This window comes from Pantoea alhagi, from assembly GCF_002101395.1.
Classification (GTDB): Bacteria; Pseudomonadota; Gammaproteobacteria; order Enterobacterales; family Enterobacteriaceae; genus Mixta; species Mixta alhagi.
In genome coordinates this window covers 3831970-3848343 of record NZ_CP019706.1, presented here as the reverse complement: position 1 = coordinate 3848343, position 16374 = coordinate 3831970, and the positions used below count along the sequence as shown (strand labels likewise).

The 16374-nt window shown below is 53.5% G+C and carries 13 protein-coding genes and 1 other RNA gene; 10 read left to right on the top strand and 4 right to left on the bottom strand.

The genetic code is table 11. The annotated features are described in order from the left end of the window. Positions 1-54: 54 nt before the first annotated feature. The 7 genes from B1H58_RS18160 to B1H58_RS18130 all read left to right on the top strand — a co-directional run bounded on the left by B1H58_RS18160 (position 55) and on the right by B1H58_RS18130 (position 6076). Positions 55-486, top strand: coding sequence for a DUF2502 domain-containing protein (locus B1H58_RS18160; protein WP_085072363.1), 432 nt, complete (start codon positions 55-57; stop codon positions 484-486). A gap of 101 nt (positions 487-587) precedes the next feature. Further along, positions 588-1571, top strand: a complete 984-nt coding sequence (gene btuC, locus B1H58_RS18155; RefSeq protein ID WP_085071845.1) for a vitamin B12 ABC transporter permease BtuC — start codon at positions 588-590, stop codon at positions 1569-1571. A 33-nt stretch (positions 1572-1604) separates the two neighbouring features. Then, positions 1605-2150 (top strand): glutathione peroxidase, encoded by a 546-nt coding sequence (locus tag B1H58_RS18150; protein WP_085071844.1) that lies wholly within the window; start codon positions 1605-1607, stop codon positions 2148-2150. Continuing rightward, on the top strand, positions 2150-2905 hold the full coding sequence (gene btuD / locus B1H58_RS18145; RefSeq protein WP_085071843.1) for a vitamin B12 ABC transporter ATP-binding protein BtuD: 756 nt from the start codon (positions 2150-2152) through the stop codon (positions 2903-2905). Before B1H58_RS18150 ends, btuD begins: the two co-directional genes overlap by 1 nt. A gap of 70 nt (positions 2906-2975) precedes the next feature. Continuing rightward, positions 2976-3437 carry a C40 family peptidase gene (locus B1H58_RS18140; RefSeq protein ID WP_085071842.1) on the top strand — a complete coding sequence of 154 codons (462 nt, stop codon included), beginning with the start codon at positions 2976-2978 and terminating at the stop codon, positions 3435-3437. Positions 3438-3819: 382 nt separating this feature from the next. Further along, complete coding sequence (locus tag B1H58_RS18135; RefSeq protein WP_085071841.1) at positions 3820-4560, top strand: EAL domain-containing protein; 741 nt, start codon at positions 3820-3822, stop codon at positions 4558-4560. A gap of 76 nt (positions 4561-4636) precedes the next feature. After that, the gene (locus B1H58_RS18130; RefSeq protein ID WP_085071840.1) at positions 4637-6076 is read left to right on the top strand and encodes a protein adenylyltransferase SelO; all 1440 of its coding nucleotides are present in this window, start codon (positions 4637-4639) and stop codon (positions 6074-6076) included. 164 nt (positions 6077-6240) lie between these two features. On the opposite strand, the gene B1H58_RS18125 is transcribed toward B1H58_RS18130, so the two are convergent. Together B1H58_RS18125 and ppsR are read right to left on the bottom strand one after the other, a co-directional pair. After that, positions 6241-7287, bottom strand: a complete 1047-nt coding sequence (locus tag B1H58_RS18125) for a 3-deoxy-7-phosphoheptulonate synthase (RefSeq protein WP_085071839.1) — start codon at positions 7285-7287, stop codon at positions 6241-6243. A gap of 140 nt (positions 7288-7427) precedes the next feature. Continuing rightward, the gene (ppsR, locus tag B1H58_RS18120; RefSeq protein WP_157130210.1) at positions 7428-8255 is read right to left on the bottom strand and encodes a posphoenolpyruvate synthetase regulatory kinase/phosphorylase PpsR; all 828 of its coding nucleotides are present in this window, start codon (positions 8253-8255) and stop codon (positions 7428-7430) included. 485 nt (positions 8256-8740) lie between these two features. Between ppsR and ppsA the strand changes: the two genes are divergently transcribed. Beyond that, positions 8741-11116: a phosphoenolpyruvate synthase gene (gene ppsA / locus B1H58_RS18115; protein WP_085071837.1), complete on the top strand. Its 2376-nt coding sequence runs from the start codon at positions 8741-8743 to the stop codon at positions 11114-11116. A gap of 68 nt (positions 11117-11184) precedes the next feature. Here the strand turns inward: ppsA and rprA are convergent. Together rprA and ydiK are read right to left on the bottom strand one after the other, a co-directional pair. Continuing rightward, an RNA gene (gene rprA / locus B1H58_RS18110) (antisense sRNA RprA) lies at positions 11185-11294 on the bottom strand. A 244-nt stretch (positions 11295-11538) separates the two neighbouring features. Beyond that, a complete protein-coding gene (gene ydiK, locus B1H58_RS18105; protein WP_085071836.1) occupies positions 11539-12669 on the bottom strand; it encodes an AI-2E family transporter YdiK in 1131 nt (376 codons plus the stop codon). Between the two features lie 218 nt (positions 12670-12887). Here ydiK and ydiJ point away from each other — a divergent pair, with 218 nt between their 5' ends. Further along, a complete protein-coding gene (gene ydiJ / locus B1H58_RS18100) occupies positions 12888-15941 on the top strand; it encodes a D-2-hydroxyglutarate dehydrogenase YdiJ (protein ID WP_085071835.1) in 3054 nt (1017 codons plus the stop codon). Then, positions 15941-16372, top strand: coding sequence for a hotdog fold thioesterase (locus B1H58_RS18095; protein WP_085071834.1), 432 nt, complete (start codon positions 15941-15943; stop codon positions 16370-16372). Before ydiJ ends, B1H58_RS18095 begins: the two co-directional genes overlap by 1 nt. Positions 16373-16374: the final 2 nt, after the last annotated feature.

Sequence of the window (16374 nt, the reverse complement as noted above, 5' to 3'; positions counted from 1 at the left end):
CAGCTGCAGGTTCACAGGTATAAACAGGGGATGAAACATGATGAGGTTACCCCGATGAACATAAAAACATTACTTCCAGGTATCGTGCTGAGCATCGTGACGGCGCTGCCTGTTGTCGCCAGCGCCGGCGTGTCGTTTGATCTGACGCCTGCTGGCGTGACAATCCATATTGGCGATCGCGATCATCGAGGCTACTACTGGGATGGTTATGACTGGCGAGCGCCAAAATGGTGGCAGGAACATCATGGCCGTCATATTGGCGAGAAGGGGCCGCGCGGCTACTGGAATGGCAACGGGTGGCAGCCACATCGACCTGAAGCGCATCAGCAGCAACCCGTGCGTAAAAAGCCGGTTACGCATCATCAGGAACCGGCACGCGATCGCCCGACGGCGCACCGTGAGGCATCCGGCAACGATCGACTGGCTGCAGATCAGCAGGCTCATGGCGCAGCAGGCCATCGTCCCGATTTTCAGCCGCACGGTTAAGCACATTACGCCGGACGACAGTGTCCGGCTTCTCTTATTCCTTTCTTTTTCTGCCTCAGCCACTACAATCAAATCTCTGTTTTCCTTATAAAACTATAGCTATGTCGCTGCTAACTGAACTCTCCCGTCAGGCGGATCGTCGCGCTTATCGCTGGCTGATCTGGCTGAGCGCTATTCTGCTGGGCGTTACGCTGGTAAGCCTGTGCGCGGGAGAGACGTGGATCCTGCCTGACCGCTGGCTAAGCGAGGAGGGCAAGCTGTTTGTCTGGCAACTGCGTCTGCCGCGCACGCTGAGTGTGTTGCTGGTTGGCGCCTCACTGGCAACGGCGGGGTGCGTGATGCAGGCGCTGTTTGAAAACCCGCTGGCGGAACCCGGCCTGCTTGGCGTATCAAACGGCGCGGGGATCGGCCTTGTGCTGTGTGTGCTGCTGGGAAATGGCGATTTCTGGGCATTCAGCCTGGCAGCCATTGCCGGTGCGCTGCTGGTCACGCTGATCCTGTTGCGTTTTGCCCGTCGTCATCTTTCTAACAGCCGACTGCTGTTAGCGGGTATTGCGCTGGGGATTATCTGTAGTGCGGCGATGACCTGGGTGGTTTATTTCAGCAGTAATCTCGATCTGCGACAGCTGATGTACTGGATGATGGGCGGCTTTAGCGGCATTGACTGGCGCTACCGCTGGCTGATGCTGGCGCTGCTGCCGGTGCTGATCTGGCTGAGTGGGCAGGCGAAAATTCTGAATCTACTGGCGCTGGGCGAAACCAGCGCCCGCCAGCTTGGCCTGTCGCTTTATCTCTGGCGCAATCTGCTGGTGGTGGCAATTGGCTGGCTGGTTGGCGTTAGCGTAGCGCTGGCCGGGGCAATTGGCTTTATTGGGCTGGTGGTGCCGCATTTGCTGCGGCTGAACGGGCTTACCGATCATCGTATGCTGCTGCCCGCCAGCGCGCTGGCCGGGGCCGCCGTATTGCTTGCTGCCGATATCATTGCCAGACTGATACTTACCGCAGCGGAATTGCCCATTGGCGTCGTCACCGCTACGCTGGGGGCGCCGCTGTTTATTTGGTTATTACTCACTCAGCACCGTTAAGGGCTGTACCACACACCGAAACAGGAAACGCGCATGAGCATTTATGATACTGAACTGGTTATGCTGGATGGTAAACGCACCACGCTGGGACAATGGAAAGGCGATGTGCTGCTGATAGTTAACGTCGCTTCTCAGTGTGGACTGACGTCACAGTATAAAGAGCTGGAGAACCTGCAGCGCGCCTGGAATAAGTCCGGCTTTAACGTGCTCGGTTTTCCGTGCAACGCCTTTCTTGGTCAGGAGCCAGGCAGTAACGAAGAGATCAGGGAATTTTGCGACACCAACTACGGTATCAGCTTCCCGATGTTCAGCAAGATCGAAGTAAACGGTCCTGAGCGTCATCCGCTGTATCAGCAACTGATCGCCGCCTGCCCTGAAGCGGTCGAGCCAGAAAACAGCGGCTTTTATGAGCGTATGGCAAGTAAAGGACGTGCGCCGAAAGAAAAGGGCGATATTTTATGGAATTTTGAAAAGTTCCTCGTGGGGCGCAACGGTGAAGTGGTACAGCGTTTCGCGCCGGATATGACGCCAGAAGATCCTATTGTGATGGAAAGCATCAAGCTCGCGCTGGCAAAATAATGTTGTTGTCCATTGAGCAGGCGACCGTCCCGGGACGCCTGCAGGCTTTTAGTGCCCAGGTGAAAAGCGGCGATCTGGTTCATCTGCTTGGTCCCAATGGTGCCGGTAAAAGCTCATTGTTAGCGCGTCTGGCCGGGCTGTTACCTGGCGCAGGCGTGGTGCGCCTTATCGGCAGGCCGCTGGAGGAGTGGCCGCGGGCAGCGCTGGCGAGACGGCGCGCCTGGTTACCACAGCAGCAGCAGCAGTTGGGGCAGATGGCGGTTTTCCACTATTTACAACAACATCTGACCGGGGCAAAACCCGGTCAGGATATTCTGCTGTCACGTCTGCTGGCTGCTTTTCAGCTGCATGATAAGCTTACGCGTTCGTTAAGCCAGCTTTCCGGCGGCGAATGGCAGCGCGTCAGGCTTATGGCGGTATTGCTACAGGTTTGGCCATGCGTCGCGCAGCCGGCAACGCTGCTGCTGCTGGACGAGCCTTACGCCGGACTGGACGTGGCGCAGCAGCAGGCGCTGGATCGCGAGTTAACCGCTTTTTGCGAGGCGGGCGGCGCGGTGATCACCAGCGGTCACGATGTTAACCATAGCCTGCGTCATGCGCGCGATGTATGGCTGATGCAACAGGGTAAAGTTATCCGTCAGGGACGGGCTGAGGCGGTCCTGCAGCCTGATACGCTGCGTATGCTGTATGGACTGGCGTTTCGTAAGCTACAGTCGGAAGGAGAAAGCTGGTTAGTAGCTGAAGAGGCGCGCTGAGAGGATTGCCAGCGTCAGGACTTACCGTTACAGTTAGCCCGGCTCCGCTTATACAGGATGGATTCAGGTTATGCGAATCGGTGTATTACTTTTGCTTAGTGTATTGCTTGTCGGCTGTAGTCATCATGCGCCACCGCCTAACGCGCGACTTTCTGATTCAGTTACTGTTATTGCCGAGTTGAACGATCAGCTAAGCCGCTGGCAGGGTACGCCATATCGTTACGGTGGCCTGAGCCGTAGAGGCATCGACTGCTCCGGATTTGTTTACCTGACATTTCGCGATCGCTTTAATTTACAACTGCCGCGCAGTACGCGCGACCAGAGCGATACAGGCACGCGCATCGATAAGGATCAGTTACTGCCGGGAGATTTAGTCTTTTTTAAGACTGGCCGTGGTGAGAATGGTCTGCACGTAGGCATTTATGACAGTGATAAAAGATTTATCCATGCCTCTACCAGCAAAGGGGTAATCCGCTCTTCGCTGGATAACAGTTACTGGCGAAAAGTATTTTGGCAGGCGCGAAGAATTTAAGATTAACCTGTTGAAAAAGCATCATTCGATTCAGAAAATGCTCATTTAATCAGCGCTTAAAATATGGAATAATATACCGATAATGCAAATCGGCAATGAATGAAATTTCAGCTTTACATAAGCAACGTTTTTAATTGCTCAGTAAGTAAGATATTCCCGAAAACAACGAGAATGATCACTAAATCTTATTTATCCTGGCTGATTCAGCCCCAAGAAACATAAGCAGCCATAAAGGTAAATTTGCGTTATATAGTTTAGTATCAGTAGCTTACTGCGCTAAAGGAAGCAGGGGTGGGTATTACTTATCATTAAATATACTATTGATTGTAATATTTCCTTGGTATAGGATGCGCGAATTGCCACTTTTTTATGGCTAAAAAAAATGACAACAACAGTTTTTGCTGATTATTTTATTCATACAGCCTTCAACCCTGTTTATGCTTTAAATGGCCGATTACTTGCCGTAGATTTGCTATCCAGCTTTACACATACTTCTCTTAACGTTGTTGTGCCGCAGGATATTTTGTTACCTCAGTTCGACGGCGAACAGCGATTGCAAACCTTACAAAAGCAGATCAGCGTTATTGAGCATTATCACGATTTTTTTCTGCGGAATAATGTTGCGGTAATTTTGAACGTGGATGAAGAGATGGTTGAGACCCTTTTATCCAGTGAGTTTTTGCTACGTAAATTGCGACCGCTGCAGGCGCTGGAATTAGGGCTGAGTGAGAGTTTTCCCAACTTCAGGGCGGGAAAAGATAATCCGTTATTAAGCAGTCTGAGTGATAATTTTAAATTAACCCTGACTAATTTTGGCTCAGGCAAAGCGCCTGCAAAAGCGGTTTACGATAATTTGTTTCATCGTATCAGGCTGGATAAATATTTTTTGCAGCAGACGCTGAAGCGCGCCTCATATCATTCTATGTTAAAGGCGATCGTTTATCAGGTAAGCGATCACTGCCAGCAATTTATCGTGTCGGGCATTGACGATATCACTACCCTGGAAAAAATCGCCCCATTTGCCTTTACCGGTATGCAGGGAGCACTGTTTCCCCCGGTTCCGGACAGCGAGCTGGCCGCTCTGATGGAGCCGCCTCACGGTTTTTCTGACGGTCAATGCTGATAAACCCACGCGGTTTTCTGTCTACCACTGCATAACAGGGTTACACTTAAACTCTACTGCGGTAAACGGAGGCAGCATGGAGTTTAATAACACCTGGCATAACGAACTAAGCGGATTTTATACCGCGCTGAAGCCAACACCGCTGAAACAGGCCCGCCTGCTTTATCATAGCGAGGCGCTGGCGCGCGAGCTGGAACTGGATGAAAGCTGGTTCAACGAAGAAAATACCGGCGTCTGGAGCGGTGAAACGCTGTTACCGGGCATGCAACCGCTGGCGCAGGTCTATAGCGGCCATCAGTTTGGCGTCTGGGCCGGGCAGCTGGGCGATGGTCGCGGCATTCTGCTGGGCGAGCAGCAGCTGAGCGATGGCAGAAAATTTGACTGGCACCTGAAGGGAGCGGGCTTAACCCCATATTCACGTATGGGAGACGGACGTGCTGTGTTGCGTTCAACCGTGCGTGAGTTTCTCGCCTCTGAAGCCTTGCATCATTTAGGCATTCCCACCAGCCGGGCGCTGACCATTGTTACCAGCGATGATCCGGTTTACCGTGAAACCAAAGAGCGCGGGGCGATGCTGTTGCGCGTGGCAGAAAGCCATGCACGCTTTGGTCATTTCGAACACTTCTTTTATCATGGCGAACCGGAAAAAGTACGCCAGCTGGCAGACTACCTCATTCATCATCACTGGCCGTCACTGGCGTCAGAGCCGGATCGCTATCTGTTGTGGTTTAGCGATGTGGTGGAGCGCACAGCACGCCTCATTGCCGCCTGGCAAAGCGTGGGCTTCGCGCATGGGGTAATGAATACCGATAATATGTCGATTCTGGGCCTGACGCTGGATTATGGGCCCTACGGTTTTCTGGATGATTACCAGCCTGGCTTTATTTGCAATCATTCAGATTATCAGGGACGTTACGCCTTTGATAATCAGCCGATGATCGGTTTATGGAATCTTAACCGGCTGGCGCATGCGCTGTCGGATCTGATGACTACCGAACAGCTTAAGCAGGCACTGAGTCTGTATGAGCCGGCATTAATGGCGGCATGGGGCGAAAGAATGCGCGCGAAGCTGGGCTTTTTAACGCCGCAGACGGAAGATAACGAGCTGTTGACCGGATTGCTGGCGTTAATGAGCCAGGAGGGGAGTGATTATACCCGCACCTTCCGTATGCTAAGCGAGACGCAGCAGCAGGAGAGTCGCTCACCGCTGCGTGACGAGTTTATCGATCGTGCCGCGTTTGACCAGTGGTATCAGCGTTATCAGCAGCGCTTATTAAAAGATGAGTGTAGCGATGCTGAACGCCAGCAGCGAATGAAAGCGGCGAACCCGGCGGTTGTTTTACGTAACTATCTGGCGCAGCAGGCAATTGAAGGCGCGGAACGCGATGACATTACCATGCTGCAACACCTGCATCAGGCGTTATGTAATCCGTTCAGCGATGCGCCGGAATATGCTGATTTAACCCGACGTCCGCCGGATGAAGGCAAGAAAATTTCGGTAAGCTGTTCCAGCTAACCGCAGGTTGTCAACGGATCTGGTACGAACGTTCACTGAACTCAGGGCGCGGTGAGTACAGGCAGAAAAGTAAAGCGGCCCGCGTCATAGAGGGCGCGGGCCGGGGATCTGTTTTGCGTCTTTACGCTCGGCCTGCACTCCCGGGGCCGATGCCGGTTTTTTAACTAGAAGCGGCTGTCGACTGCCTCGGCGAGCTGCGCCAGGACCGCTTCGCTATCTTCCCAGCTGAGACAGGGATCGGTAATGGACTGACCATAAGTGAGTGGCTGTCCGCTTACCACCGACTGATTGCCTTCCTGCAGAAAGCTTTCAATCATCACCCCGGCAATGGCGCGCGATCCGTCACGGATCTGCTGCGCCACCGACGCAGCCACGTCACGCTGGCGGCGATGCTGCTTCAGACAGTTGCCGTGGCTGAAATCCACAACCAGATGCTCTGGCAGATCAAAGGCACGCAGGCTGGCGACCGCATCGGCAATATCCTGTGCATGGTAGTTTGGCACTTTTCCACCGCGCATAATGATATGGCCGGAAGGATTACCGCTGGTCTGATAAATAGTCATCTGTCCATGCTTGTCAGGCGAAAGGAACATATGGCTTACCCGTGCCGCCCGAATGGCATCGACGGCAATGCGCGTATTGCCATCGGTACCGTTTTTAAAACCAACCGGACAGGAGAGGGCGGAGGCCATTTCACGATGGATCTGGCTTTCCGTTGTGCGCGCGCCAATTGCCCCCCAGCTTACCAGATCGGCGATAAACTGGCCGATCACCATATCAAGAAACTCTGTCGCCGTAGGCAGGCCCAGCGCATTGATATCCAGCAGAAGCTTACGCGCGATAGCAAGCCCTTCATTAACACGAAACGAGCCGTCAAGATCGGGGTCGGAAATCAGCCCTTTCCAGCCAACAACGGTACGGGGTTTTTCGAAATAGGTGCGCATCACGATTTCAAGGCGGGAATGATATTTATCATGCAGCGCCTTGAGTTTAGCGGCATATTCCAGCGCGGCGCGCGGGTCGTGTAGCGAACAGGGGCCTATAATCACCAGCAGGCGCGCATCCTCGCCGGAAAGAATGCGCGCAATGCGCTGGCGCGCCGAGGTGACATTCGCAGCAATAGCTTCGCTTATCGGATACTGCTCGGCCAACGCTGCGGGCGTCACCAGCGTATCGATGCGAGCAGTACGCAGTTCATCAGTTTTGTTCATTGAGATCTCAAAATAATGTCTTCACAGCGGCAGAAGTACCGGGAAGTGATGGCGATCACAATAAACCAACCAGCAGTAAATTCAACCGTCCGAAAGGGGTAAAAGCGTGTTTTACAGTACAATACACGCCGGAGCCTGGCCTAATACATCCGGCGGCTCAGCCCCATAATATCGAGAATTTTGGTGGCGATTTCTTCGACCGAATAGTTAGTGCTGTTGAGATAGCGTATTTGATGCGAGCGAAACAGCGCCTCCACTTCTCCCACTTCCAGCCGACACTGACGCATCGAAGCGTAGCGCGTGTTCTCGGCGCGCTCCTGACGAATTGCCGCCAGCCGCTCCGGATCGATGGTTAAGCCGAACAGTTTGTGCTGGAAGGGCTTCAGGGCAGGCGGCAGCTTCAGATTATCCATATCATCGGCGATAAAGGGATAATTTGCGGCGCGTACGCCAAACTGCATGGCAAGATAGAGGCTGGTTGGTGTTTTACCGCAGCGGGAAACGCCCAGCAGAATCACCTGCGCCTCATCCAGACCGCGAAGTGAAATGCCATCATCATGCGCCAGGGTATAGTCGATAGCGGCGATACGCGCGTCATACTTGCCCAGATTACTGGCCGTCAGGCCGTGGGTACGGTGCGCCACCGGCGCAGGCGCGATGCCCAATTCCTGCTGTAGCGGTGCAACCAGCGCCTGCACTATATCCTGACAAAAGCCGTCGCTCTGTAGAATAATGTCGCGCACTTCCGGCAGCACAATAGAAAAAAACACCAAAGGGCGTAAGCCGCTTTGCTGATAAATGGCGTTGATCTGCGCTTTAACCGCCTGGGCGCGCTGCACGTTTTCAACAAAGGGCAGGGTAAAACTATTGGCCATTACCGGAAACTGCGACATAACCGCATGTCCCAGCACCTCTGCGGTGATAGCGGTGCCGTCAGAGATATAAAAAACGCTGCGTTCTGCCGTCATACTTATTCTCTCTTATACAGGGTTAAATGAGCCTGACAGATAATCGGGACGAAAATCAATCGGGAATTTCGTATAATCATTGAAATTAAATTTTCAAAAATAGTTAATTTGAATATTTTATTCTTTCAGAATTTATCCCGTACCGAAAACAGAACAAAATGAAATGGCGTTCCTGTTTTGATTTATCGGCAGGGTGGCTCACAACAAATAAATGGATAAAGACAGGGTTGTGGCGTTGCGCAACGAAATAAATAAGGTTAAGCGATTACATTAATTTATTGCATTGAAATACTTACCTTTTTTATAAAATAATAATGTTGCGCAAACGCACTATTATAGGCGGAGTTTTCTTAAAAATCTTTTTTTACTCTGCTTTAACGATTCAACACTTTCGCTTTTACATTCCGCTGTGCCAGGCTGAATAAGCTTTTTCAGCGCTATTTTTTCCGTGTGCCCCTCAAATTTATCATAAAAGGATTGTCCCAATGTCCAATCAAGGCGAAATGCCGCTAGTGCTCTGGTATAGCCAGTTAGGCATGAACGATGTTGATCGCGTGGGAGGAAAGAATGCCTCTCTCGGTGAAATGATTACTAACCTGTCGTCGCTTGGCGTATCCGTTCCAAACGGTTTTGCGACCACCTCGGAAGCCTTCAATCAATTTCTCGATCAGAGCGGCGTTAACCAGCGTATTTATGCCTTGCTGGATGAAACCGACATTGATGATGTGGATGAACTGGCGAAAGCGGGTAAACAGATCCGTCAGTGGATTGTAGAAACCCCTTTCCAGCCGGCGCTGGAAGAAGCCATACGCGAAGCCTATCAGCAACTCTCGGCAGATGATGACGAGGCCTCGTTCGCCGTGCGATCTTCAGCGACCGCTGAGGATATGCCGGATGCCTCGTTCGCCGGTCAGCAGGAAACCTTCCTTAACGTACAGGGTATTGATGCCGTCATGGTGGCGGTAAAACATGTTTACGCGTCGCTGTTTAACGATCGCGCTATCTCTTATCGCGTGCATCAGGGCTACGATCATCGTGGCGTGGCGCTCTCCGCTGGCGTACAGCGCATGGTGCGTTCCGATGAGGCCGCTTCCGGCGTAATGTTTACCATTGATACTGAGTCGGGCTTTGATCAGGTGGTCTTTATTACCGCCGCCTGGGGCCTGGGCGAAATGGTGGTGCAGGGCGCGGTTAACCCGGATGAATTTTATGTGCATAAGCCGACGTTACAGGCTAACCGTCCCGCCATTGTGCGCCGTAATATGGGCTCGAAAAAAATCCGCATGGTCTATGCCGATTCGCAGGAGCATGGCGAACAGGTAAAAATCGAGGACGTGCCGCAACAGGATCGCGATCGTTTCTGCCTCAGCGATGACGAAGCCCAGGCGCTGGCGCATCAGGCGCTGCAAATTGAAAAACATTATAAGCGTCCAATGGATATTGAGTGGGCGAAAGATGGCCATACCGGCAAGCTCTATATCGTTCAGGCGCGTCCGGAAACCGTGCGCTCCAACGGGCAGGTCATGGAACGTTATACGTTGCAGGGCAAAGGCAAGGTGGTGGTCGAAGGGCGCGCAATTGGTCATCGCATTGGCGCCGGCGAAGTAAAAGTCATTCACGATATCAGCGAAATGAACCGCATTCAGAAGGGCGATGTACTGGTCACCGATATGACCGACCCGGACTGGGAGCCGATTATGAAAAAAGCGGCAGCGATCGTCACTAACCGTGGCGGGCGCACCTGTCATGCGGCCATCATTGCCCGCGAGCTGGGTATCCCGGCAGTAGTAGGCTGCGGCGACGCTACCGATCGGCTGAAGGATGGGCATAAGGTTACCGTTTCCTGCGCCGAGGGCGATACCGGTTATGTTTACGACGACCTGCTCGACTTTGAAGTAAAAAGTTCGCAGGTGGATAAAATGCCTGATCTGCCGCTCAAGATCATGATGAACGTAGGCAACCCGGATCGGGCATTTGATTTTGCCTGTCTGCCTAACGAGGGGGTAGGCCTGGCGCGTCTGGAATTTATTATTAACCGCATGATCGGTGTGCATCCAAAAGCGCTGCTGGAGTTCGACCAGCAGACGCCGGAGCTGCAGCAAAAAATCCGCGAACTCATGAAAGGTTTCGACGATCCGGTCGAGTTCTATGTCGGGCGTCTGACGGAAGGGATCGCCACGCTGGGTGCCGCTTTTGCGCCGAAGCGCGTGATTGTGCGGTTGTCGGACTTTAAATCTAACGAATATGCCAATCTGGTTGGCGGCGAACGCTATGAGCCGGAAGAGGAAAACCCGATGCTGGGCTTCCGTGGTGCCGGACGCTACGTGGCAGATCGCTTCCGCGACTGCTTTGCGCTGGAATGCCAGGCCGTTAAACGCGTGCGCAATGAGATGGGGCTGACCAACGTCGAAATTATGATCCCGTTTGTACGTACCGTTGCGCAGGCGGAAGCGGTTATTGAGGAACTGGCGCGTCAGGGACTCAGGCGCGGCGAAAACGGCCTGAAGATTATTATGATGTGCGAAATCCCCTCTAATGCGCTGCTGGCGGAGCAGTTCCTCGGGCATTTCGACGGCTTCTCTATTGGCTCAAATGATATGACGCAGTTGACGCTGGGGTTAGACCGCGATTCCGGCGTGGTTTCCGAACTGTTCGATGAACGTAACGAGGCGGTGAAAGCGCTGCTGTCGATGGCAATTCGCGCCGCCAAAAAGCAGGGGAAATATGTGGGTATTTGTGGTCAGGGCCCATCCGATCATCAGGATTTTGCCGCCTGGCTGATGGAGGAGGGTATCGACAGCCTGTCGCTTAACCCTGATACGGTGGTTCAGACCTGGCTAAGCCTTGCAGAAATAAAGTAAAAGATCCCTTAATAATGTTACTTAACGATAAAGGCCGGAATTTTCCGGCCTTTTTACTGGAAAAAAGCATAAAAAAAAGCCCATCACATGGGATGGGCAAAGACTACACACAGCAATTCTTCACTTTACTCAGGGGAAAAAGGTTGTTTAAAAATCATAGGTTTGATCCTAAACATGGCACTCATAGTATTCAGCTACGGCTTGCCAGTCTTTAAGAATCCTCTTATTAGTTAATCATGCGTTATATTTAATGCGCCACTTTACTCTTTTAAGGCCCGAAAACAGTGCCAGCGGTAATCAGTTTCACGCAGGCACTACCTCATGAGATATAAAGCAGGGTAAATATTAAGAAGATTTAATATTATTCTGCAGTATTTACACAGGGGAAAAAGCCGGACAGCGCTAACTGCCCGACAGGAGGGTTAATTTGTGGTTGTGGTGTTCTTCACTTCTTCTTCATGTTCAGCCAGTTCCTCAACCACATCTTCAGGATCTTCTTGCGGCATCGGCGCTTCATGAACCCAAACAGAGACCAGACGATAGGAGACTGCCAGTACCACCGGCCCAATAAACAGACCAATCATGCCAAAAGCTACCAGGCCGCCGATAACGCCGGAGAGGATCAAAATCATCGGTAAATCTGCGCCCATACGGATCAGCACCGGACGCAGCACATTATCCAGCGTACCGACCACGCAGCTCCAGACCAGCAGCACCGTGCCCCATGTGGTATCGCCGCTCCAGTAAAGCCAGATAATCGCCGGGATAAGCACCGGTAGTGGTCCCGCCTGCACCAGACAAAACAGAATCATCAGCACCGTCAGCAGCGTGGCATAAGGTATCCCGGCTACGGCCAGGCCGATGCCACCCAGCACGCCCTGCACCAGTGCCGTAACCACGACGCCCAGCGCGACCGCACGAATCGCCTGTCCGGCAAGCAGTACCGAGGCATCGCCCCGGCGGCCGGCCAGACGGAAAGCGAAGTGGCGAATGCCGTCACCCACCTGCTCTCCGCGCCAGTAGAGCAGCACGCTGAACAGCAGCATCAGGCCGAGATGCAGCAAAAATCGGCCAAAATGGCCCGCCTGGGAGACAAAAAAGCCGGTGGTACGCCCAATATAAGGCTGTACTTTTGTCATCACTGCGCCGCCGCCGCCGTCCAGCAGCAGGTGATAGCTGTGGTAGAGTTTTCCGCCAACCAGCGGCACCTCATTCAGCCAGGTCAGCTGAGGGGGATGAAGGTTTCCTGAGGTCGCCCAGGCGACCACCGGTCCGGTATTATCGATCAGGCTATTTACCAGCAGCGCGACGGGAATAATGAACAGCAGCAGCAGGATAAGCGTCATAGCGATAATCGCCAGCGTACGTCGTCCCCAAAGCAGAGCCTGTAGCTTGATCATTAACGGCCAGGTGGCAATAACCACCATCGCAGCCCAGGCAAATCCCAAAATAAATGGCTGCACTACCCAGAAGCAGGCAACGATCATCAGCAGGATGAACATCAAAGAGAATAGAATCTGGGTTAAATCCATATCCTGTTGCAGTTTTCTCATACGAAAAAAGGATCCTTAATTTACGCCTTGCGATTATGAACAGCCCATTGCCGCTCATCCCATAATAATGCGTGATTTCTTTACGCTGCGACAGAGTTAAGCGCCGGAAGTTTTTACGTTTCCTGAAAAAACAGCGGGGCATAAAAAAATGTGATACAACGAGATTTCGCAGATAAAACAGTAAGCGCAAACGATACACAACATTTGGTCACCCGATAATGATCCCACAGATTTCTCAGGCGCCAGGCCTTGTGCAACTGGTGCTTTCATTTTTGGACACGCTTAAGCAACAAGGCTTTACCGGCGATACGGCCACCAGCTATGCCGATCGTTTAACCATGTCGACCGATAACAGTATTTATCAGCTGTTGCCGGATGCCGTGCTTTTTCCTCGCTCTACCGCTGATGTTGCTCTGTTAGCCAGAGTAGCGGCGATGCCGCAGTTTTCCCGCCTGATTTTTACCCCGCGTGGCGGCGGCACCGGCACGAACGGACAGTCGCTTAATCAGGGCATCGTGGTTGATATGTCGCGCTATATGAACCGTATCCTGGAGATCAATCCGGAGCAGGGCTGGGTACGGGTTGAGGCGGGCGTGATAAAAGATCAGCTCAATGCCTTTCTTAAGCCTTACGGCTACTTTTTCTCGCCGGAACTGTCAACCAGCAACCGCGCCACGTTGGGCGGCATGATTAATACGGATGCTTCGGGTCAGGGCTCGCTGGTATACGGCAAAACCTCCGATCATGTGCTGGGGCTGCGGGCGGTGGTGCTGGGCGGTGATATTATTGATACGCGCGCCATGCCGGTTGCGCTGGCAGAACAGCTGGCCGCCGAGCAGACACCGGAAGGGCGTATCTATCACACTGTGCTGTCACGCTGCCGCCAGCAGCGCGATCTGATTACGGAAAAATTCCCGCCGCTGAACCGTTTTCTCACCGGCTACGATTTACGTCATGTATTAAGCGACGATCTGCAGACGTTCGATTTGACCCGCATTCTGTGCGGGGCTGAAGGCACGCTGGCCTTTATCAGTGAAGCCCGTCTGAATATTACGCCGCTGCCTGCGGTGCGGCGTTTAGTGAATATCAAGTATGACTCGTTTGATTCGGCGTTGCGTAATGCGCCTTTAATGGTAGAAGCCAAAGCGCTGTCGGTAGAGACCGTTGATTCAAAAGTGCTGAATCTGGCGCGTGAGGATATTGTCTGGCATTCGGTACGCGAATTAATTACCGATGTGCCGGGCAAAGAGATGCTCGGCATTAATATTGTGGAATTCGCCGGAGACGATCCTCAGCTGATCGATACTCAGATAACGGCGCTGTGCCAGCGTCTCGATGCGCTGATGGCGCAGCAGCAGGGCGGCGTGATCGGCTATCAGCTTTGTAACGATATTGATGCCATAGAGCGCATCTACAATATGCGTAAAAAAGCGGTAGGCCTGTTGGGCAATGCCAAAGGACGCGCCAAGCCCATTCCTTTTGTGGAAGATACCGCCGTGCCGCCAGAGCATCTGGCGGACTATATTACCGAATTTCGCGCCTTGCTGGATAACCACGGCCTGAATTACGGCATGTTTGGTCATGTGGATGCGGGCGTGCTGCATGTGCGGCCTGCGCTGGATATGTGCGATCCGCAGCAGGAAATGCTGATGAAGCAGATCTCTGATGAGGTGGTAGCGCTGACGGCGCGCTATGGCGGCCTGCTGTGGGGAGAACATGGGAAAGGGTTCCGTGCGCAATATAGTCCTGCCTTTTTTGGCGAAACGCTGTATGAAGAGCTGCGCCGGATCAAAGCGGCCTTCGATCCCGCCAACCGCCTTAACCCGGGCAAGATCTGTACGCCGACTGGCGTCGATGAGCCGATGATGCAGGTCGATGGCGTGAAACGCGGCTATTATGACCGTCAGATCCCGCTGGCGGTGCGTAACGAGTGGCGTGGCGCGATGGAGTGCAACGGCAACGGCCTGTGCTTTAATTTTGATGTGCGCAGCCCGATGTGTCCCTCGATGAAAATTACCCGCGACCGCATCCATTCGCCGAAAGGGCGCGCTACGTTGACGCGTGAATGGCTGCGTCTGCTGGCGGAGAAGGGAGTCGATCCGCTGACGCTGGAGCAGCAGATCCCGGAATCGGCTATTAGCCTGCGGGGTTTAATCGCCCGCACCCGCAACAGCTGGTATGCGCGTAAAGGCGAATATGACTTTTCGCATGAGGTGAAAGAGGCGATGTCAGGCTGTCTCGCCTGTAAAGCCTGCTCGACGCAGTGCCCGATCAAAATCGATGTGCCGGCCTTCCGCTCGCGCTTTTTGCAGCTCTATCACACGCGTTACCTGCGCCCGCTCAGCGATCATCTGGTGGCGGCGGTAGAAAGCTATGCGCCGGTGATGGCGCGCGCGCCGCGCACCTTTAATTTCTTCCTGCGCCAGCCCTGGCTGCGGACCCTGAGCCAGCGTCATATCGGTATGGTTGATTTGCCGCTGCTTTCTTCACCTACGCTAAAACAACAGCTGGCGGGCCATACGGCAGCGACCACCACGCTGGAACAGCTGGAGAGGCTCGACGCTGCACAGCGGGAAAAAACGGTGCTGGTGGTCCAGGACCCCTTTACCAGCTATTACGAAGCGCAGGTAGTGGCGGACTTTGTGCGCCTGATTGAAAAACTGGGTTATCAGCCGGTACTGCTGCCGTTTTCGCCTAACGGCAAAGCGCAGCATATAAAAGGTTTCCTGAAACGCTTCGCCCGCACCGCACAGAAAACGGCAGATTTCCTTAACCGGCTGGCGCGTTTGGGGATGCCGATGGTCGGCGTCGATCCTGCGCTGGTGCTGTGTTACCGCGATGAGTATCAGCAGACGCTGGGCGATAAACGCGGCGATTTCCACGTTCAGCTGGTGCATGAGTGGCTGCACCAGGCGCTGTCGTCGCGCGCCATACAGCCACCTGGTGGCGAAGCCTGGTATCTGTTTGCCCACTGTACCGAGGTCACTACGCTGCCCGCAACGCCGAATCAGTGGGCCGCTATATTTGCACGCTTTGGTGCGCGTCTGGAAAATATCAATGTGGGCTGCTGCGGCATGGCGGGTACCTACGGGCATGAGGCAAAAAACCTGGATAACTCGCTGGGCATTTATGAGCTTTCCTGGCATCCACAGTTGCAAAAATTGCCGCGTCAACGCTGCCTGGCCACCGGCTATTCCTGTCGTAGCCAGGTTAAACGTATCGAAGGCAATGGGATGCGCCACCCGCTGCAGGCGCTGTTGGAGTTAGTATAATGGCGATTTGGCAACGACAGGCAACCCTGGAGCAGATCAACGCACAGGGTGAAGGCTGTATGGTGGGGCATTTAGGCATCCGCTTTACGGCGTTGTATGATGACGGCCTGGAAGCCGTGATGCCGGTGGATGCGCGTACGCGTCAGCCGTTTGGGCTGCTGCACGGCGGTGCTTCCGCCGTGCTGGCGGAAACGTTAGGCTCAATGGCGGGTTATCTCTGCACACAGGAGGATGACATGCTGGTGGGCCTGGAAATCAATGCCAACCATCTGCGTGCGGTACGTGAGGGCAAGGTGCGGGGGCGCTGTCGGCCACTGCATCTTGGTCGCATGCATCAGGTCTGGCAGATAGATATTTATGATGATGAAAACCGTCTTTGTTGCAGTTCCCGGCTCACCACGTCAGTAAGGCCTGCCGCAGCCAGAGACTGAAA